This is a genomic window from Bacteroides sp. 3_1_23 (assembly GCF_000162555.1).
In the GTDB taxonomy this organism is placed as follows: Bacteria; Bacteroidota; Bacteroidia; order Bacteroidales; family Bacteroidaceae; genus Bacteroides; species Bacteroides ovatus.
The window spans coordinates 1-21,963 of sequence record NZ_GG774952.1; the positions used below are offsets into that span (position 1 = coordinate 1).

General features: G+C 42.4%; 12 protein-coding genes and 1 pseudogene. 10 read left to right on the top strand and 3 right to left on the bottom strand.

The annotated features are described in order from the left end of the window. Positions 1-133: pseudogene (locus HMPREF9010_RS26775) on the bottom strand (ISAs1 family transposase); the annotation flags it as partial. A 341-nt stretch (positions 134-474) separates the two neighbouring features. Here HMPREF9010_RS26775 and HMPREF9010_RS11200 point away from each other — a divergent pair. Beyond that, positions 475-2,001 (top strand): sulfatase family protein, encoded by a 1,527-nt coding sequence (locus tag HMPREF9010_RS11200; RefSeq protein WP_008649343.1) that lies wholly within the window; start codon positions 475-477, stop codon positions 1,999-2,001. Between the two features lie 188 nt (positions 2,002-2,189). Here the strand turns inward: HMPREF9010_RS11200 and HMPREF9010_RS11195 are convergent, their stop codons facing one another. Together HMPREF9010_RS11195 and HMPREF9010_RS11190 are read right to left on the bottom strand one after the other, a co-directional pair. After that, positions 2,190-3,740 carry a sulfatase gene (locus HMPREF9010_RS11195; protein WP_008649345.1) on the bottom strand — a complete coding sequence of 517 codons (1,551 nt, stop codon included), beginning with the start codon at positions 3,738-3,740 and terminating at the stop codon, positions 2,190-2,192. A 129-nt stretch (positions 3,741-3,869) separates the two neighbouring features. Then, positions 3,870-5,684, bottom strand: a complete 1,815-nt coding sequence (locus HMPREF9010_RS11190; RefSeq protein WP_032852757.1) for a glycoside hydrolase family 2 protein — start codon at positions 5,682-5,684, stop codon at positions 3,870-3,872. A 417-nt stretch (positions 5,685-6,101) separates the two neighbouring features. Between HMPREF9010_RS11190 and HMPREF9010_RS11185 the strand changes: the two genes are divergently transcribed. The 9 genes from HMPREF9010_RS11185 (at position 6,102) to HMPREF9010_RS11150 (ending at position 21,954) form a co-directional block, all read left to right on the top strand. Further along, positions 6,102-7,658, top strand: a complete 1,557-nt coding sequence (locus tag HMPREF9010_RS11185; protein WP_232284355.1) for a DUF6377 domain-containing protein — start codon at positions 6,102-6,104, stop codon at positions 7,656-7,658. A 351-nt stretch (positions 7,659-8,009) separates the two neighbouring features. Then, a complete protein-coding gene (locus HMPREF9010_RS11180) occupies positions 8,010-9,722 on the top strand; it encodes a glycosyl hydrolase 115 family protein (protein WP_232284356.1) in 1,713 nt (570 codons plus the stop codon). Beyond that, the gene (locus HMPREF9010_RS26600; protein WP_232284357.1) at positions 9,710-9,946 is read left to right on the top strand and encodes a hypothetical protein; all 237 of its coding nucleotides are present in this window, start codon (positions 9,710-9,712) and stop codon (positions 9,944-9,946) included. The genes HMPREF9010_RS11180 and HMPREF9010_RS26600 overlap by 13 nt, the downstream gene beginning before the upstream one ends. A 149-nt stretch (positions 9,947-10,095) precedes the next feature. Then, complete coding sequence (locus HMPREF9010_RS11175; RefSeq protein WP_008649353.1) at positions 10,096-13,260, top strand: SusC/RagA family TonB-linked outer membrane protein; 3,165 nt, start codon at positions 10,096-10,098, stop codon at positions 13,258-13,260. Positions 13,261-13,281: 21 nt separating this feature from the next. Further along, on the top strand, positions 13,282-15,180 hold the full coding sequence (locus tag HMPREF9010_RS11170) for a RagB/SusD family nutrient uptake outer membrane protein (protein ID WP_008649355.1): 1,899 nt from the start codon (positions 13,282-13,284) through the stop codon (positions 15,178-15,180). A 24-nt stretch (positions 15,181-15,204) separates the two neighbouring features. Then, a complete protein-coding gene (locus HMPREF9010_RS11165) occupies positions 15,205-17,976 on the top strand; it encodes a SusC/RagA family TonB-linked outer membrane protein (RefSeq protein ID WP_032852725.1) in 2,772 nt (923 codons plus the stop codon). 12 nt (positions 17,977-17,988) lie between these two features. Then, complete coding sequence (locus tag HMPREF9010_RS11160) at positions 17,989-19,770, top strand: RagB/SusD family nutrient uptake outer membrane protein (RefSeq protein ID WP_032852758.1); 1,782 nt, start codon at positions 17,989-17,991, stop codon at positions 19,768-19,770. 28 nt (positions 19,771-19,798) lie between these two features. Next, positions 19,799-20,719: a DUF1735 domain-containing protein gene (locus tag HMPREF9010_RS11155; RefSeq protein WP_008649359.1), complete on the top strand. Its 921-nt coding sequence runs from the start codon at positions 19,799-19,801 to the stop codon at positions 20,717-20,719. Positions 20,720-20,739: 20 nt separating this feature from the next. Further along, positions 20,740-21,954, top strand: a complete 1,215-nt coding sequence (locus HMPREF9010_RS11150; RefSeq protein WP_008649361.1) for a glycoside hydrolase family 76 protein — start codon at positions 20,740-20,742, stop codon at positions 21,952-21,954. Positions 21,955-21,963 lie beyond the last annotated feature (9 nt).

Here is a 21,963-nt window from a genome sequence, read left to right on the forward strand (position 1 = left end):
ATTCCAGGATTGAGCGCCACAGATTACAGCAGCAATGGATATATAGATAATAGTTTCCATTTTATGTTACTTTTTTGCGGTTCATCCTAGGATCTTCTATTTGTTTACAAAGGTCAATTATGCCAATTTTCATGTTAGTTTATGTTTTAATATATCTTATAAAGATAAGGAAAATAATCGACATTAGCAAATGATAATATGTTAATAACCAACAATATAGTAAGGAAATTACAAACGAGAATATAGTAAAAAATATAATGCGTCTGCCCTGTATTGATAGAGCATCTCCATCGTTCCACTAGAGTGACGAGGGCTGTTCACTAGGGTGCATAGATTCGTTCACTGGAGTGAAAAGACTTGCCTACTGGAGTGGAACGATTGAGATGTCAGTCAGATAATCCGGGCATGTCGGTTGGAAAACATGAAGAGATAGGTTATATCATACATAAACTATAGCTTTAATACATTCAATATATGAATAAACTAATCACAATCTCCTCTGTACTTCTTACAGCTGCTGCTGTAAAAGCGCAAACACCCAATATCGTATTTATATTGGCGGATGATTTGGGTTATGGAGACATCTCGGCCTTTAATCCCGAATCTAAAATCCATACTCCTAACATTGACAAACTGGCCGAGCACGGGATTGCCTTTACGGATGCCCATGCTTCTTCCGCTTTATCCACTCCTTCCAGATATTCTCTTCTGACCGGAAGGTATCCGTGGCGAACCAAGCTGAAACGAGGTGGTCTTGATGGCGATTCGCCTGCAATGATTGATCCTGAACGTCGCACAATCGCGCAAATGTTTTCTGCAAATGGCTATAATACCGCTTGTATCGGTAAATGGCACTTAGGCTGGGACTGGGGATATACGAACAATGGCAGAAGTATGAAAGATATAGATTTCTCGCTTCCAATCAAGAACGGACCCGCCGACAGAGGATTTGATTACTACTTCGGCATACCCGCGTCATTGGATATTTCTCCCTATGTTTATGTAGAAAATAACAAAGCAACCTCTATCCCCGATCATGTGATAGAACCCCAGAAAAAGAATCTGGCATTATTGATGCACGGAGGAATGGCAGGAGCCGACTTCAAGCCGGAAGAATGTTTTCCCAACATCATTCGTCATAGCCTGAACTATATCAATGAGCAGAAAGACAGCAAGAAGCCGTTTTTCTTATATTTGCCTATTACAGCTCCCCACACCCCTATATTGCCTTCGAAAGAGTTTCAAGGTAAAACCAGTATCGGTCCTTATGGCGATTTCGTAGTCATGATAGACGACATGGTGCGCCAAATCGTAAAAACATTGAAGAAGAACAAGCAACTGGATAATACCATCATTGTCTTTGCTTCGGATAATGGGTGTGCCGGTTATATCGGCGTGAAAGATATGGAAAAGAAGGGACATTTTCCTAGTTACATCTATAGAGGCTACAAAAGCGATATTTACGAAGGCGGACACAGAATTCCCCTTATTGTCTCCTGGAAAGGAAAATATGGGAAAGAGACAAACAACTCTTTAGTCTCATTGATAGACTTTTATGCCACTTTTGCTCAAATGCTTAACCACAATTTGGAGACAGAAGAAGCTGTTGACAGCTACAGTATGTGGCCGATATTGAGTAAGAAAGGTGCTTCTGCGCGTAAAGACTTGGTGCACGAAGCGGGGGAGGGGTATTTGTCTTTGCGTACTTCCCAACTGAAATTGGTGTTCTATGGAGGTTCGGGTGGCTTTTCCTATCCTGTCAAACCCTCCGATGTAGAAAAATTCCCTCCGATGCAATTGTTTGATATCGTGAAAGATCCTTCGGAAAAAGAAAACATTATCGGTGATAAGCGTTACGAAAATGAGGTGAAAGAGATGAAACGGACTATGAAGCAATATGTAGAGAATGGTCGTTCTACTCCTGGTGAGAAAGTTTCGAATGATACGAAGAATAGTTGGAATCAGGTAAAGATCTTCATGCAGGAAGGAGAGGGAAGGTAGTGTGTTGCATACTCTTATAACTTTTATTTAGGCACGGATTACACGGAATTACACGGTTTTAGTTTAGTGGAACCGTGTTAATCCGTGTAATCCGTGCCTAAATAATATCGATTTAATAGATGGTCTTACTTTTGATGCACCATTCTCCTTCAATCGGTATATAAATTGATGTTTCTATATAAGTTTGTTCAAAATAAAGGCTCTGGAAACGTACGCATTGCTCCACTCAAACGCGGATAAGTTTCCCATATATCGTCTTGAGTAGGATCGTCCAAATAGCGTGTATCTTTGGTCTTTTTAAGTAATTTGTCCATTTCTTTACGGAGGTTATTTAGCTTTTCGGTGTATTTGCCATTGCCAATTAAATTATGAAGACAACCGGGGTCGGAAGATACATTATATAATTCTTCATAAGGTCTTTTTCCTGCTGCTTTCAGAAAATAAGGGTATATTTCTCTGTCATCTCTGTTGGCGACTATGAAATCCCACGCCGGACATTGGTCTATGTCGTGATAAGCACTATGCATTGCTCCTGTTTTCCCGTTCTTGTCAATGGCGCAAGGGTCACCGGCAGGCCATCTCTCCGGACGGAAGTTTCTGATATAAAGAAAATCCTTTGTTCTTAATGCGCGTGTCGGGTAACCTAAATTATGGTAACGTGCAGAAGCATGACGTTCTCTTCCGGCAAAAACCATCGTTCTTCCTGTGTCTTTTTTCTTTTTCTGAAGATAGGGTAGTAGGCTGATACCTGCCATTTGCTCTTTATTCTGTATGCCGACTGCGTCAAGTATGGTTGGGGCTAAGTCAACGCCGCTTACAAATTCATTACTAATTCCTCCTTCTTTTATTTTGCCTGTCCAGCAGATAGCCATCGGAACATGGATGCCATATTCAAAACAGGTTGCTTTAGCTGCCGGAAAAGGCATTCCGTTGTCTGCCATGACAATAATTAGCGTATTTTCCAACTCATCCTTTTCTTTCAAAATGTCAAGGATGCGTGATAATTGGCTGTCATACCATTCAATTTCTGTTCCATAGTCTAATAAATCTCCTTTTATAGCTTCTTTGTCGGGAAGGAAAGGAGGAACTTCCGCATCGGTCAGCTCTCTGTTTGCTTTTTTCCAGCTATCTTTTTCATAAGGACGATGCGGTTCACGTGAACCGACCCAGAAATAAAAGGGCTGTTTTTCCTTGCGGGCGTCAAGAAACTCTTTGAAGTTTTGGTAATAATCGGTATTGGACACTCCTTTGAAAGGAGGCTGAATGTGCCTTTTATTGTATTCCGGACCTGCCGGATTGTGTTTCCGTCCCGATATTTTCCAGTCGCCGGGTCCCCATCCTTTACCTGTGCAGCCAACGTGATAACCTGCTTCCGCCAAAATATCAGGGAAGCATTTGTATTGGGTCGGGAAGGAGGAGGCGTGGGTGCCTGCTTCTGCTATTTGCCAGGGATAGAGTCCGGTTAAGATAGAAGCTCGCGAAGGACTGCTTCCCGGAGAAGTGACAAAAGCGTTGTTGAATAACCAGCCGTTGCGGGCTACAAAATCAAAGGCCGGTGTTTTAGCTATGGGTGATCCGTAGGCCGATGCGTGTGGGTAAGACTGGTCGTCGGAAATGACAAATAGTATGTTGGGCCTGTTGGTTTCGGCTGCATTGAGTGACGGAATTACTAAGGGACCGACTAAGGTGGATAAGAAGATATGCTTGCTGTTCATAAAAACCTCCTTTAAATGAAACATGGCTCTCTGACTGATGGATGGGAGAGCTTTCTTATTATAAATGAAAATACAGCACCTCGAATTTAAAATTCAAAGGTGCTGTCCTGATATTCAACAAGGAAAAGAGTATTTATTTAAATTTGCTATTTCCTATTTATTCAGAGAGTTACAGATTTGTTGGTTGATTTCTCTGACTTTAGCTTCATTCATCTTGATCACTTTACGGTCATAAGTCATCAGACCGTTGATCTCACCTTCTACGTCTGTTGTCTGGGTATATACGGCAGCAGAGAATCCTTTCTGGATCAATTCCAACAGATGTTTGCCATATTTAATGTATTCGTTCGTTACTTCGTCTGATGTATTGAACTTCACATAACCCCAGTTTTTCTTGTCATTCACCCAAGTATTTCCTTCTACTACCAAGCCGATACCTCCATATTCACCCAATACGGTAGCACGTCTCGGATCGTAAAGGAACATGTTCGGGCCCGGATAGTGGTGAAGATCGAGAATATCGCCACAAGTATAGTGATTACCACCACTGGCAGGATTCACCAGGCGGCTAGGATCGTATTCTTTAGTCCATGCTACGATTTCCGGAGTCTTGAATTGTCCCCATGCTTCATTGAAAGGAACCCATACGGCGATACTCGGATAAGAATACAGACAGTCGATAATTTCTTTCCACTCTTTGCGGTAGTTAGCTTCGGAAGCGGCAGAACGAATCACTTCTCTGCCGTTAAAGTAGTTGCGTGCCTGCCACTGTGGGCTAGGACCACCGTTCGGCATATCCTGCCATACGATCAATCCTAATTGGTCGCAATGAGTGTACCAGCGTGCAGGTTCTACTTTGACGTGCTTGCGTACCATGTTGTAGCCGAAGTCTTTCGTCTTCTTCAAGTCATAAACCAATGCTTCGTCTGTCGGTGCGGTATATAAACCATCAGGCCACCATCCCTGGTCGAGCGGACCGAACTGGAAGTAGTCTTTGTTGTTCAATTGCAGGCGAGTGATGCCATTTTGACCTTTGCGGATAGAATATTTACGCATAGCGGTATAACTCTTTACCTGGTCTATTGCTTTTCCGTCTTTATATAGAGTCACTTCCATATTGTAGAGGAAAGGAGAGTCCGGAGACCACAGTTTGGCATTGGCAGGCATTGCCAGTTCAACAGGTACTCCGTTCAACGCTGCGCCTTTGGCTACAAGGTTCTTGCCATCGAATACTTTTACTTCCACTTTGTCTGCGGAAGTCGTATTGGCAGCAACTTCTACCTTCACAGAATGATTGTCAATATCGGGAGTAGTTTTCAGATTAGTGATGTATTGTGTTGCCACCGGTTCCAACCACACTGTTTGCCAGATACCTGTAACCGGAGTGTACCAAATGCCATGAGGATTTCCTATTTGTTTTCCTCTGGGTTGTTCGCCACGATCTGAAGGGTCCCATACTTTTACTACCAAGTCATTATTCCCTTTATTAAGTACAGAAGTAATATCGAAATAGAAAGGAGTAAATCCGCCTGTGTGTTCACCTACCTTTACGTCATTCACCCAAACCTCTGCTTTCCAGTCTACTGCTCCGAAGTGCAATAGGATTTGTTTACCACGCCAGGCAGAAGGAACGTCGAAAGTGCGTTGGTACCATAGTTCTTCTTTCTCGTTTATCATTTTGCCTACGCCCGATAAAGACGATTCTACGGCAAAAGGAACAAGAATATCACCTTGGTAAGCGGCAGGTGCAGGAGTACCTTTGGGAGTGATTGCATATTTCCAAAGCCCGTTCAGGTTTTTCCAGTCGTTGCGTTCCATGATAGGACGCGGATATTCCGGCAATACGTTTTTAGGGTCAAGCTGTTCTCCCCACGATGTTTTGATTTTGTCACCGGCAGGTTTCCATTGAGCAAAAGTCGAACTGCATAAAGCCAATGCAAGCAGCATTGTTAGAAAATTCTTTTTCATGTTCATGGTATAAAAATATAGTTAGTTATTAGATATAAATTCCATTAAAAGAATATTGCAAAGAAAGGGGAATTAATAGAGAATAAAGGAAATTAGCTGTTCAAAAAATAATAAATTCTCTTCTTTTTGATCAAATAAAGAGTTTTTGGTGGTATAAAAGGAGGGGATTGACCGATTTTTATTCTTTATTGAACCGTTATTTTTATATGATATTGAAAATAATGTACACCTTTGTAATGTAATATCAGGATACAAAAATATAATAGTCTTAAAAGTTTCTTTTATATGAGATTTTCCGTATTTTTGTATGACTGATGATCGTTAATCTATTCTTATTTGATATTTATGCAGGAACATAGACAAAAATACGTTTGGGACTTTTGGATAATATTCTTTATTATTATTTCTATATTTTATATGGGTTGTACAAGTGGAAATCCAATTCAATATAGAGAGGAAGTTGCTAAACAAATGTCACTCGCTTTGCAACAGAAAGATGTGTATAATCAAATGAAATTGAATGATATAGATTCTATCCGGAACTTCTTGAATACTAATTCGAACAGGATGACATGTGAAGAAAAGTTTCAGGTCAATGTAGATTTGTATAATGAATTTAAGTTATATTCTTTTGATTCGGCCTTTCATTATGCTACCCAGTTGTGTAGGATAGCTAATGATATAGACAGCTCCGCATATAGAGTAGATGCCAGAACCCGATTGGGATATATTTTAGCGCGAGGAGGCTTTTTTAAAGAAGCTATCGATTCGCTTTCCTCTATTCGAATTGATAAAGAAGTACTGCCTGCAAAGGTCTTGTCAGACTATTATATTAGCTTTGGACGTGTTTACCACGATTTGGCAGATTATACTAAGGATAATGTGTTTTCATCCAAGTATAACCAAATAGGGAATGAACTTTTGATGGAAAGTTTGCCTTATCTTTCCGATTCGTCGACAATCTATTATGTAAGAGGAAAAGTAGCCCTGAAAGAAGATAAGTTAGCTAAATCCAAACAACTTTATCAACGAGCTTTGGAACTATGTGATACTACTGATACGGAAACGCTTTCTGTTCTTTTGTCCACGATGGCGTATGTCAACCGTAAACTGGAACTGAATGATGAGGCTATTTACTATTATGTGAAGGCGGCTGTAAACGATATCCGTAGTGCCACAAAAGAGTCAGTGTCTATGAGAGGACTGGCAACTATGCTATACTACTATAAAAATGATGTGAATCTTGCTTCCGAATATATAAATGAGGCTTTTGAAGACGCAACTTTTTATGGAACGCGTCATAGGATTAACGTTATCGGAACATTATTCCCTGTTTTTGTTGGGGAAAAACTGGGTATAGAGCAGGTTAAACGGCAGACTTTTCAAGATAGTTTTATTTTAAGTTCTGTTTTTGCGGTTGTATTAATAATAGCTATCATTTACATTTTGATGCAGATGAAGCATCTGCGACGTTCTCGCCAATTATTGGAAAAGTTGAATTTGAAATTGTCAGAAGCAAACCGGATTAAGAACTCTTATATAGGACATTATCTGGATGCTACTTTTAAACTGGTCAACCAGCTTGATAATTTTGTATTAGTAGGACAGCAAAAACTGGATAGCAAACAGTATGATTCTCTTTCCTCGATGATTCATAATCTGAATTCGGATTTTAACAGGAAAAGTGCATTTGCCGATTTTGACCGGACATTTTTGTCTCTGTTCCCGACATTCGTCGAGAGCTTCAATTCATTGCTTCAACCAGATGATAAGTTTGTTCTGGAAAATAAAGGTGCATTAAATTCTACCTTGCGTATTTTTGCCTTGATCCGGTTGGGAATTACAGAATCTGAACAGATTTCGGAGATTTTGGGGTATTCTGTGAATACAGTTTATAATTATAGAGTTCGCACTCGAAATAAAGCAGTTGATCCTGCAAATTTTGAAAAAGATGTCAGAAAAATAGGTCTTTAGGGTTATATAAGGATGTGCGAATCCCTATATTTTTACCCTTGTTGTGGGACGATAAATAATTGATTAATAGTGCTATGTGGGTTGTAAAACCTTATATTTTTATTATACAGCGGGTGTAACCTTATACTTTTCGGTATGTAATTTCTAATTTTGCCTATGCTTCGACTAACGAAGAATGTAAATGGCTTAAATCAACAAAGAACCGTGAAAAGTATGAAGAACTACAGCAGATTATTCTTATTACATCTAATTGCTTTATTTTGGGTTTCCATCCCGTCTCTGGCAATAGATACAAATTCCTCTTTAAAGCTGCAGAAAGGAAATTTCAAGATTCTACTATCCAAGAACGAAATGGAGCCAGTAAAATTGGCAGCAAAAACTTTATGCAAAGATTTTGAGAAGGTGATGCATTATAAACCTGAAATCTTTCAGAATACTGATGATACACAGCAAATCGATATTGTTATTATAAATGAGGCGGTGGATAACCCTTTGTTTCAGTCACGATTTATCCGTCCTTTGGATGGTTTTGAATCTCACAGGGTATATTGTAGCCCGGAAGAAAAGCGCATTTATCTTCATGGAAAGGATATGCGTGGAGCTATTTATGCCATTTATACTTTTAGCGAGTTATTTTTAGGAGTGCCGCCCTTATGGTATTTTTGCTCGTGGGAACCACAGTATAAGAAACATGTAGAGATAAAATCAAGCTTTGACTATTTTAAGAAGTCACCACAGGTCAGGTATCGCGCATGGTTTCCTAATGATACAGATTTGTTCAAACCTTGGAGGCGGTTGTCAAAAGAGAATGATGAGCTGTGGCTTGAAACGATGCTTCGGTTAAAACTGAATACGGTAGAATTAGAGGCAACGGTTACTTATCCTGATTATAAACTGAATAGTCAGGCTGCTTTATTACGCAAATATGGACTTGTACTAACTTCTCACCATCATGTTGCTTGCAACAATAATTTAATGAATTGGGCAGGATATTGGCGAAAAGTACGTGGCGTCGAACCACCGGAGCTACTTTTGTCGAATGAGAAAGCTTTGATTGAGTTTTGGCAATATAGTATAGAGACGGTATGTCGCAACAAACAGGAAAACTTGTGGCAGATTGCTTTTCGTGGTGTAAATGACCAACCTTTTTGGGCTGCATTCTCTGATGCGCCGAAAGATGATAAGGAACGTGCAGATATTATTAACCGTATGATCCGTATACAGCTGGCTATGATAAAAAAAGCAACCGGTGAAGAGGATCCTTTCGTGCGAATGACCTTTTATGATGAGCTTTCTGATTTGTTGGCTAAAGGTTATTTACAACCTCCAACTGGTAAAAATATGCTCTGGACTTTTGTTGCAGGACGGAGAGATCATTATCCTTATGATGATTTGGTCTCATTCGATATGACGAAACAAGTGAAACTAGGTTATTATATGAATCTCCAATTTACTTCAACCGGCGCCCATCTGGCTCCTGCAGAAGGCCCTTGGAAAATGGAAGCCAATTATCGTTATGTGAATACCCGCGGTCCGCTAACTTTTTCGGTGGTTAATGCCGGTAATTTAAGGGAGTTTGTGATGGAAATGTCCGCTAATGCTCGTATGATGTGGGATATGCAAGCATATAATACAGATTCTTTCTTGATTGATTTTTGTTCTCAATATTTTGGACAAAAATATGCTGAAGAAGTAGCCAAGCTTTATCACGACTATTACTATGCTTATTGGCAGCAGAAACCGTCTGAATTTCCGGGAATGGAACGTCAGTTTATATTCCAGGATTTGCGTTATTCCCGTGTTTTCGATCAGATAGGTAAACGGTTTAGCGATTTTTCTCCGAATCCGCTCTATGACATAGGATTCGAACGGGTTCCCGGACGTTCATTCCGCATTGATGGCAATAACCAAGTTGATTCATTGATTGCAGGTATGAAAAAGACAGCTGTGCGTTTTGAGGAAGTTTCTCAACGTTGTGAGAATCTTTTGAAACGTTTGCCAAAGCAAGACCAACGTTTTTTAGGGATAATTTGGCTGCTCCTTGTCATTATATGGCAGCATTGAGCCGTTCATTATATCATTTTGTCTTTGCTTATAAAGAAAAAGAAAGTAGTAAGCGCGCAGAAAACCTGGATATTGCTATCCGGCGATTGGAAGAGGCGCGTGATGCACTATATGATACCCAAGAAGGAGTGTTCTCAACTTGGTATGCCGGCGACTCGGCAGATGGTAAATTTAATATTCCAGCCAAGCTTAAACTATTAAGAGAACTGCGTAACAAAATATAATAAGGCAAATCTGTATCATATTCTTTCTCTCCTTGGGAAAGAATATGATGAGGTCATTGATTGAATGATATATTTTAATAGGCGAAAGGCGTAATATATTAAAATGCTAATTCGCTTCATAATAAATTTGTTAATTAAATAGAATCACTATGAGACATCAAAGCATGAAACTAAAGTGGATGTGCCTGCTTTTTCTGTCCCTGTTGCTTTCTCCTCCTTTGCTTTGGGGACAAAATCACAGCATCAAAGGGCAAATAGTAGACGCAAAAAGTAATGAGCCTTTGATCGGTGTGAATATCACCGTTGAGGGAACTTCGAATGGAACCATTTCCGATGTGGATGGTCATTTTACATTAACGGCGACTCCCGATGCTGTGCTAAAGATTTCTTATATCGGATATAGGGAGATACTTTTAAAGGTAGCTGACTTGAAAAAGGATGCTATTATCTCTCTGGAAGAGGATAGTAAGCAATTGGAGGAAGTTGTAGTGGTGGGTTATGGAGTGCAGAAGAAAGTCACCAGCGTAGGTTCCATCACGCAAACCGGTGGTAACGAACTGATGAAAGGTGGTAGTGTAAACTCGGTATCCGAAGCGCTGCAAGGAAAGCTTAATGGAGTGGTAGCCATCAATTCGTCGGGCATGCCGGGCGACAATGAGGTTAAAATGTATATTCGTGGGAAAAGTACTTGGGACAATACCGATCCGTTGGTGTTAGTGGATGGCATCGAGCGTAACATGAATGATGTTGACATGAACGAAATCGAAAGTATCTCCGTATTGAAAGATGCTTCGGCAACAGCTGTTTATGGTGTTCGTGGTGGTAATGGCGTTATCCTTATCACAACCAAGAGAGGTACTGATACGGCTCCGGTCATCAACTTTTCTGCCAATTACACTTTTAAATCACCGACCACAAGCATGAAGCTTGCTGATCACGTTACTGCCATGCAGGCCTATAACATGGCAATGGCCAACGATGCCAGTTGGGACAAGTTGATACCACAATCTACCATTGATGCATGGAGCAGAGCCTATGCAGAAGGCAACTATGGAGCTTACAACGATGTGTTTCCCTATGTTAACTGGTGGGATGAATTGATAACGGGCGGATTTACTCAAAACTATAATATCAACATACGTGGTGGAACCGACTACATGAAATATTTTGCTTCGGCGGGTTATCAGGGTGATGGAGATATTTACGACCTGAAAAAGAATGACGACTTTGATCCGCGGCATACCTACAAACGGTACAATTGGCGGTCGAACTTCGACTTCAACTTCACCAAATCTACCAAACTATCCATTAACATAGCCGGTAGCATGGGTTATCGCAACAAGTCGATTGATAACGACAGTCCCTTTAATCGTATTCTGACCGAATCCACCAGCGACCATCCGATTATGTATTCTGATGGCAATTGGGGTGATGATGAAGAAAAGAATCCGGTGGCCAACATGAATCTGGGAGGTGCCAAACTTCGTAAAACATTTCAGGGGTGGTATGATGCATCTTTGGAGCAGAAACTGGATTTCATCACCAAAGGATTGAAAGTGGCTGCAAAAGTATCTTATTCGTCTTCGTCGACTACCAATACCGATGTTTATCGGGGAGGAGGCTCTGCCGATCAAGCCTTAAAATCCATTGTCCGGTATCACCGAGTCTATGATTATGCCAATCCGGTGGTCAATACCGATGGGACCATCACCTATCCGATGATAGAAGATAAAAGGCTTCCGACTTCCGAATCGGTGCCTCTGCCTCCCGGTGTGACTATGTGGGACGGATTGGATGCCTATACGCGTCGTTTCTATTATGAATTTTCTGTTGCTTATAATCGATCTTTCAACGATCACAATGTAAGTGCGCTTGCTTTGGTCAACCGTAAAATCTATGACGAAAGGTACACGGAGAACAATACCCAATACATGCGTTTCCCTAACTACAATGAAGACTGGGTGGGGCGTGTCACCTACAACTGGAAAGAACGTTACCTTACGGAAATGAACATCTCGTATACCGGTTCCGAGAAGTTTGCCCGTGGAGAACGGTTTGGCTTGTTCCCTTCGTTCTCCTTGGGATGGCGTCTTTCGGAAGAACCGTTTATCAAGAAAAGCATAGGCAAGGTACTTACAAATGCCAAGTTCCGTTATTCGTGGGGTAAGGTAGGTTCCGATGCAGGTGCCAAGAGGTGGAACTATATACAGCAGTTTACTTCGGACGGCAACATCACGTTGGGTACAGATGCCTCCGGACAGATTTGGGGGCCTTTGTATCATGAAGGAGATGTAGCCAACCTCAATTCCACGTGGGAGAAATCAACGAAACAAAATCTGGGTATTGAGATTGGATTGTGGAACAAGCTTGACATCACGCTCGATCTTTTCGACGAGAAACGTAAAGACATCCTGATGGAACCTCAAACTACTTCTTTCATTACGGGAGCCAAGTTCAATGCATTAAACATTGGTTCCACCAAGAACCATGGATTTGAGTTAGAACTGCATTACAACGATAAAATAGGTTCCGATTTCCGTTATCATGTAGGTTTCACATTGGCCTCGAGCGAGAATAGGGTAGTATTTCGCGATGACCCTGTCAACGGTCCCGACCATTTGAAAGAGGCGGGAAAACCTATCGGGCATCAAAACCGCTATTTGGCAGTGGGTAATTATGAAACTATCGATGATGTATTTAATAATGCGCAGACCGGTTCCATCAATTCGGTAGCTCCCGGTCAGGTGGTGCCTGGCGACTTTATCTACATTGACTTCGACTCCAATGGAATTCTCAATGGTCAGGACAAAGTGGCAGTAGACGAGCTCAACTATCCGTTACACACGTATGGCTTGAATCTGGGCTTTGATTGGAAAGGGTTGAGTTTCAGTGCTATGTTTTATGCGCCTACCGGTGTTTATAAATTGGTAAATTCTGTTTATTCCGCTTCGTTTAAATCCGGGAAAATTAATGCGCAGCCTGATGTGATGAATGCGTGGACACCAGAAACAGCCAATACTAGCGGTGTGAGAGCACCCGCTTTGCACCTGACAAATGACGGTGCTTTTAATGGAACCGAAAGTACTTACCGCTATCAAAACTTCTCGTACTTGAGACTGAAAACCATGGAATTAGGATACAATCTGCCCAAGAAGTGGTTGAAAACGGTAGGGTTGAAGAGTTTGCAAGTTTACGTCACCGGAAACAATCTGCTCACTTGGTGGGGTGGTGACGACCGTATTGACCCCGAGGGCGAACAAGCCAAATATCCTATCTTACGTTCGTTTACTTCGGGCGTGCGAGTTTCATTTTAATCTATTAAAACGATGAATTCAATGAAGAAAACATATAAATACGCAGTGGTTGGACTACTCTTCCTGTTTTTGGCAGGTTGCGAAGACTTTCTGGATAAGCGCGAAGACTCCGGTGGGCTGACGGAAGAGGCTGTATATAGCAGTTATGAGTCCATCCGTGGATTTTTGGATCAAGTATATCCAAATTTGGAAGCTTACAACACATTTGAAGGTGCAGATGATGGGAAGAATCAACGCACGTATGTAGGTGTAATGGCGGATGAAATGTCTGCGACATACAATAAAACCGTTTTTGCCAAGTTCTTTTCCGGGGCATGGTTGACTACCGATAAGGCGGCCAATGTGACAGAGATCGGAAATGGCAACAATACTCCCATTGGTAAGGCACTTCCTTCCATACGCATAGTGAATCGGGTCATTGCTAATATTGATAAAGTACCATTGACGGGAGAACAACGTAATGAAATTCTGGGACAGGCTTATTTTTATCGTGCTTGGTTCTATTTCAACGTCATCAAACGCTATGGAGGTATGCCGATTCTGGATAAAGTATTTGCCGGTGGTGACGACGATATTCCCCGTGTCACCTATCATGAAAGTAGTGCATGGATGATAGGCGATATAGATCAAGCCATTTCCATGCTACCTGACACTTGGCCCGATAACCAGTATGGCCGTCCTACTAAATTAGCAGCTCTGGCATTCAAAGAGATGGCTTTGCTTTATGACGCCAGTCCATTGATGCAGAACGACCTGAACTCTGTTCAAATAAAAAGCTATGATCAGGAACGTGCAAAGGCGGCTGCAAAGGCTGCATGGGCAGCTATCACCTATATGAAGCAGAATGAAGCGAAAACAGGTGTACGACTGGCAACTGCCGATGAGTATATGAACCTGTTTTGGTTTCCCGATACGGAACTCAAGCGTGTAGAGACTATCTGGTGGCGACGCAGAATACCCAGTAATAGCGATCGTTCCAAGACCGCACGTGCTTTTTGGCTTTATGCTGATATGACGGGAGGAACCGGCTCGGAATCATTCGCTATTTCTTGTCCTACACTGAATGCGGTAAATATGTACGAGCGCAAAGGAGCAGATGGTATTTATTATCCGATTAATGATACCCGGTCGGGTTACAAATTCGACCCGGAACATGCTTTCATTGATCGTGATCCTCGTTTCTACAACAACATTCTTATTCCTGGTGATACTTGGGGGACCTATGCAAGTGGCAAGCCCTATTACATTCGTTTGTGGAGAGGTTGCACAGCCTACAATAACTATGGAAGTTCGAAACATACCAACGGACGACAATTATCAGGATTTATGTGCCGGAAGTTTTTATGGCCGGAAGCAAACTATCGCCATGATCAAACGTTAGGAACAACCAACCCGTTCTTGCAAAAGATTGCTCAAACTGTCTTTATCCGTGCTACGCAACTTTACCTTGATTTTGCCGAAGCCTCTTTTGAAGCTACCGGAAGTGCGACCGCTAAAGTAGAAGACTGTGGTATGACGGCAGAAGAAGCCCTTAATACTATTCGCAATCGTATCGGTGTGACGGATATTCCTTCCGACATCGTGTCTGATCCCGAAAAGTTCCGCGAAGCCTATCGTCGGGAACGGGGAGTAGAACTGATGTTTGAGAACCATCGTTGGTGGGATGTTCGTCGTTGGATGATCATGCACACACTGTTTAACGAACCTTATCCGATAAAGGGAGTTTACTTCGATCCTGTAGGCAGTTATGAAGATTCAGCTGACGGCAAGTCTGGTACACGTCCGGCAAGTTTTACTTATACGGTGTTTGACATGGAGAAGGAAATTCGCGGATTCTCGAATATGCGCAACTATTGGTATCCGTTGCCGCAACACGATGTGGATGCACTTCACAATTTGCAGCAGAATCCCGGTTGGTAATAACACTTTAATATTTTGATATTTATGAGAAATAGTTATAATAGATTCTTAAAAGGATTGTTCGCAGCCATCTTCTTTCTGGGGATAACATCTGTTGCGAATGCCCAAAAAGAACAGCCGGATTCGGTAAGTGCCGTGAGCCGGGTCAATATGGATCACCTGAAGAAGTATCCTACCTTGCAACTGTCGAATGCGTTGCAAGGACAGGCTGCCGGACTGATAGCGATCCCTAATGTGGGAGGTATCGGTTATGATAACTCTACTTTCTATGTGCGAGGTCTGCACAACAATGGAACGAGCGAAGCTATCGTGATTATTGATGGTATCAAACGTCCGATTGACGACATCCTGCCCGAAGAAATCGAATCTATACAGATTTTAAAGGATGCCACTGCTAAAATTATGTATGGAGAGCAGGCTACGAATGGAGTGATACTCGTTCGTACTAAACGGGGAAAGGCCAACGAACGCGTGATTCGTGTAGGATTGGAATACGGCATACAACCGGTTACCCGTATGCCGGAATTTCTTGATTCCTACAACTATGCTACGCTGTTCAATGAAGCTTGTGTAAACGATGGTATACAGCCTTTTTATTCGGCAACTGATCTTGAAGGTTATAAGAATTCGAAGGGGGTGAATGATTTGCGTTATCCTAATGTCGATTATTACAAAGAATTTCTACGTGACGCAAGTACATTCCGCAAGGCTACGATCGAATTGAACGGAGGTACAGAGAAAGCGACTTATGCCGTGACAGTAGGCTATACCGGCAGTTCAGGTTTGGAAAAAGTCAGTGATCGTTCGAATTTGAATCGTATCAACGCGCGAGGTAATTTGGATTTGCGCATTACCGACTTTCTGACTGCTTCGGCTGATGTAGCAGGACGGATTGAGAAGAAAGATTGGGGGGCTGTGGATGGAGCCACGCTGTTTAGTGAAATCTCTACCCTTCGTCCCAACGAATATCCTTTCATGATTGCTCCAGAAGATATTAATGGTCGCGATGGAGTCACCACCGACGAATCGTCTTTGATATTCGGAACCAGTGTCCGCAAGACCAACAACCTGTATATGGATATGGCTTATGGAGGTAACACTTCGGAACGTTATGTGAATAGTCAGACCAATTTAGGATTGAAGTTTGACCTGAAATCATTGACTGAAGGTCTGACGGCAAATGCTTATATGACATTTGATAATTATAGTTACTTGCGTCAACAGTTACGTAATGCTTATCCTACTTATTCTATCGAACGCTACCTTGATGACGAAGGGGAGGAAGTGCTTCGATTCACGGAACGTAAGAAGTTGAATTTACCCAAAAAGCAATCTATCTCATCCAATGATACATATCGTAACTTCGGATGGCGTGCTAACGTAAACTATGAGCATTCATTCGATTTGCACGATGTATTGGCAGAAGCCGCTTTCCGTTATACTACTGAAGAGAAAACCGGTAATACACAAGATGTGAAAAATGGTACTTTTACCTTTCGCGGTAATTACGCTTACAATAAGCGTTATTTTGTGGAAGGCGTTCTTTCAGCTATGGGGTCGAACCGCTTTAGCGGCAGTAACCGCTACTTCTTTGCTTATGCCATTGGGGGGGCATGGATGATTTCTAAGGAAGACTTCATGAAAGATGTAAAGGCTGTTAACTCGTTAAAGTTGAAGATTAATTACGGACATTTGGGATATGCCGGCAATACGGGGCATTTCCTTTATCGTACCAACTGGAAGAATGGTGATAAATTCGAACACAAACCTAGTACCGGAGGTCCAACTACCGATTTGGTGCGTTATGGCAATCCGGACTTGAAATGGGAATATTCCAACGAATTGAATATAGGCGTAGAGGGAACCTTCTTCAACAACCGCCTCTCGGCTGACGTGAACTATTTCCGTGAAATGCGTAAGAATATCATAGGAAAGAACACCGTTAAATATGCTGCTGTAGTGGGAGACTTTATTCCTGCCGAAAACATCGGTGAAGTAATGAACCAAGGCATAGATGCGCAAGTAAGGTGGCAAGATAAAATAGGTGAGATTCATTACAATGTGGGGGTGAACCTTACTTTTACCAAAAACAAATTGCGTAAGAGCGATGAATTAGATAACATCGAAGACTATCGTAAGAGCGTGGGACGTTCCACCAGTACAATTTTTGGTTTGCAGGCAGAAGGATTGTTTGGTAAAGACGTGCAGTTGGCTGGGCATCCGTTGCAAAGCTATGGTGCCTATCAGGCGGGTGATATCGCTTATGCCGATTTGAATGGTGACAATATGATTAATGATAATGACGTAACCGATTTGGGACAAAGCTTCCCCACTACCACGATGGGTATTGATCTTTCGTTGAATTACAAAGGTTTTGGCCTTTACATACTGGGTACAGCTACGACAGGCGTCACGAATATACTTTCCAGTTCGTACTATTGGAACAACGGACTGGATGGATATTCCGTATTGGCGCTCGACCGTTATCATCCGGTAAACAATCCTACCGGGACCCAGCCCAGACTGACTACCACCTCCGGAGCAAACAACTCCCGCAATTCCTCTTTCTGGTCGGAAAACGGGTCGTTCTTCCGTCTGAAGAATGTGGAGTTGAGCTATACGCTTGCCAATAAAACGGGCAAGTTTATAGGAAAAGATTTCAAATTCTTTGTGAGGGGAACCGATTTGTTTGTACTTTCGGGCATCAAAGACTTAGACCCCGAACGTATGTTGTCCGGCTTGACCAACTATCCGACTTACCGAACCATTACGGGCGGAATATCCATTAACTTCTAAATGAAAGAAATGATGAAAAGATTTAGATACATAATAGTCCTTGCATGGATTACAGGCATCGTAAGTGCCTGCACCGATCTCGATACCAAGATGAACAATCAATGGTCGGTGGATGATACATGGACCAACGCTGAAAAGGCACAAGGTGTGCTGCTCTCGGTTTATCAGGATGTTTTGACCGCCCCTGATGCATGGGACGGCAACTTCCTGGATGCGGCAACAGACAATGCCATGACACGTGTTTACGACTCTAATGTTTATCGTGCCGGACAGGGCGGCTTTAGCCGTACAAACAATCCCTTGGGAAATTGGAGTGCTTGTTATGATCAACTGCAACGTATTCATACTTTCCTCGACAATGGACTTACGGATGAAATACGCTATAGCATTTCTAGCGACGAAATTGATCAGGCTTACAAAAAACGTTTGCGTGGAGAAGCTATTTTTCTTAGAGCATGGTGCAGTTTCAATCTGTTGAGAATGTATGGTGGAAAGACCGATAACGGACAAGTGTTGGGCTATCCTATCGTAACACATTATATTACTCCGGAAGAAGCGGCGCATCCGGAAAGTTTTTCGCGCGATAGTTATGAAGATTGCGTTAAGCAAATTTGTTACGATTGTGACGAAGCAATGGCGTTACTTCCGTTGACTTATTCCGGAGGGGATGCTATATTGGGCGACCAAGCATTTGGTCGTGCTTCGGGATTATCTGCCGCAGCACTGAAAGTACGAACACTGCTCTATGCGGCCAGCCCTGCTTATCAGCCAGATAACATAGTACGATTGAACGGCATGGGCGATTATACGGTGGTGGACGAAACGGCTTACCAAGCCAAATGGGAACGTGTGGCTAATTATGCCGATGAAGTGTTGGCGATGAGTGGAATGAAAAACTACTCGGCATTAGTTCCGAAGGACCTGTACGATGGAGGGGATGCCCAATCGGCCGAATTCCTTTTTCGTACATTTGTAGGACGTAATCATGGTCTGGAGCAACGGCATTATCCGCCGTTCTATTTCGGGAACGCGCAGACTACGCCTTCGCAGAACTTGGCTGATGCTTTTCCGGCAAAGAATGGATTTCCCATAACCGATTCGCGATCGTTGTATGACGAAACCGATCCTTATGATTGCCAGCGTGACAACCGCTTCAATGTGAATCTTTACTATCAAGGACGTCAGTTTGGGACCAACAGTTCGTATATTGATGTTACTCCGGGGGGAAAAGACTCCGGATACATGAACGTGAATGCTACCCGTACGGGGTATTACCTGGCAAAGTTTATGAATACGGTTGCCGACTTTTTGAAACCTCTTGAAGAACAGGATTCCCGTCACTATAATCCGATGTTGCGCAAAGCAGAGGTATGGTTCAATTTCGCCGAAGCATCCAATGAAGCTTTCGGACCGAAAGTTGTGGGACCCGGATGCACCAAGTCTGCCTACGACGTGATAAAAACTATTCGGGAGAAGTCAGGTGGAATTACCGATGTGACTTATTTGGACGAGATGGCTGCCTCGAAAGAAACATTCCGTACATTGATACAAAATGAACGTCGAATTGAATTTGCGTTTGAAAATCAACGCTTTTGGGACTTGCGGCGTTGGTTGTTACCTCTCAATGAACCTATTTATGGAATGCAGGTTACTCGTGACGGTTCAGGCGATGAGGCATTCAAGGTGGTGAAGGTAGAAGATCGCCCATTAAACGATGTTCGCTATTATTACATGCCATTACCCTATTTAGAGGTACAGAAAAATCCGAATCTTATCAATAATAAAGGATGGTGATTGTGTTTAACTATAATAAGAAGAAAGTATGAAATCTGCAAAACTTTTACTGTCCGCACTCCTGCTGTTAGTTGGGATTACGGCGTGTTATGACGACTATACCCACGATTACGAAGGAGCTGATATGGGCTTTGCTGTAGCAAAACCGCTGCGAACTGTGATTAGCGACCGTGATATGAACATTTATGTCGGAGTGGCTATTGGTGGGAAACGTGAAATAGACATGAATGATTGGGCGAAATTTACCATTGACCCCTCCTTGCTTGAAGGAACGGGGAAAACGTTGCTTCCCGCCAACTATTATACACTGGCGGATCCGGAATATTTCCGGGTGCGTAAATCGAACTCTCCGGTAGCCGATGTAAGCATTAGTTTTACCGATGCTTTCTATAGCGATCCGCTATGTCTGACGGATCATTACGCACTCCCTTTCCGAATGACGGAAAACTCGATGAACGCTTTGAGAGAAGGAGCCGAAACATGTGTCGCTGTTATTAAATATATCAGTACTTACGCTGGCACTTATTACCGCATGGGAAGTGTAACTGAAGTGGATGCCGGAGGAAATCCTGTCGGCGAACCTGTAAGTTATGGTAATACCAAAGATATTATCAAATGTAGTACTACCACTTTTAAGACTACGGCTCCGAGTGTAGTGGTGTGTCCGGGTGTAGGCAATAAGTTGGAAGCAGTAGGTAGTTTGACATTGGCGATGGATGCCAACAAGAATGTGACAGTGGAAGGAGTGAGCGGCAAAGCGGCAATCACCAATGCAACGGGTACCTATCAGGCTGAAGGAGACTACGATTATGTGGCGAAGACTGGTACGCGTGCTCCGCAGTTCGATCTGGAATATACGTATGAGAACGGTGGCAAGTTTTACCATGTGGTAGAGAAACTTGTGTTGCGTCAAGATCCGCTTTATGATTTGCGCGTAGAGACTTGGTAACCATAAAAAAATGAGTAAAGATGAAAAAAATACTATTAATGCTGCTGTTGTGTACTCCTTTATTATATATGGGGTGCAAAGCAGAACCTGAATGGGTAAACTTGATAGCACAACAGGAACAGGAAAAAGGGCAAGAGGAGAAACGGGAAGAGGCAGACTCTGAATTCAAGTGGGCTAACCTTGCCGACAGTTGTACAACGGTGCTGATAAACCAGTTCATGAACAAACCGAAAGGCACTTTCTGGGCATCACCTGCAAATGAGAGCAATAACTCCGGCAATATCTATTGGCAGCAAGCGCATGCCATGGATGTAGTGATCTATTCGTACCAACGTATTAAAGATAAAAATCCGAATTTGGCTGATACGTATGAAAACTATTTTAAGTTATGGTATGCTAATAAAGCCAATAATTATGATAAAGGTGACACAAAATATGGAACTACTGGATTCGGTAATCGTTTCACGGATGACATGTGTTGGATTAGCCTTACCTTGATACGTTTGTCGGAGGCTACTGGAGACGATACATATATCAATATGGCTAAAACTCTTTATGATACTCAAATTATCACCCGCGCATGGGAAGACGAGAAAGGGAAAGGGCTTCCGTGGAAAGAGTTAAGTGTTGATAAAACTAGAAACGCTTGTACGAATGCTCCGGGTTGTCTGGTAGCGGCAAAGCTCTATCTGAAGTTTAAAGATGCGAAATATCTGGCAGATGCGAAAACACTCTGTGCTTATGTTAATGCCAATATTCTGAAAAGTGACTATCGGGTGGGAGAACCTCCTCTGACTTATACACAGGGAACATTCGGCGAAGCTTGCCGACAGCTATACCACATCACACAGGAACAGTCATACATGGCAATTGCGGAACAGGTAATAAGTTATGCCTTTACTAGTACTCGCTGTACTAACAAAGGATTTCTGCGCGACGAAGGGACAGATATGAACCAAAGCATTTTCAAAGCAGTGTTAATTCCCTATGCCGTGAATCTCGTTTTGGATGATGCGGCATCGGGTACTGTTAGAAATACGCTGACGCTCAAATTGCAAGACAACGCGGAAGCTTTGCGAAAAAACATGGACAGAACACAATGGCCTGCCATGTATTGCAATTATTATTGGGGAAGTTCATTCAACTCGGCTAATATAGCTTCTATGGGAGCGCAGGCAAGCGGTGCTTCTTTAATGGAAGGAGTGGCTCGATTGGAGGCTGCTCAAGCAAAATAAAGTTTTAAT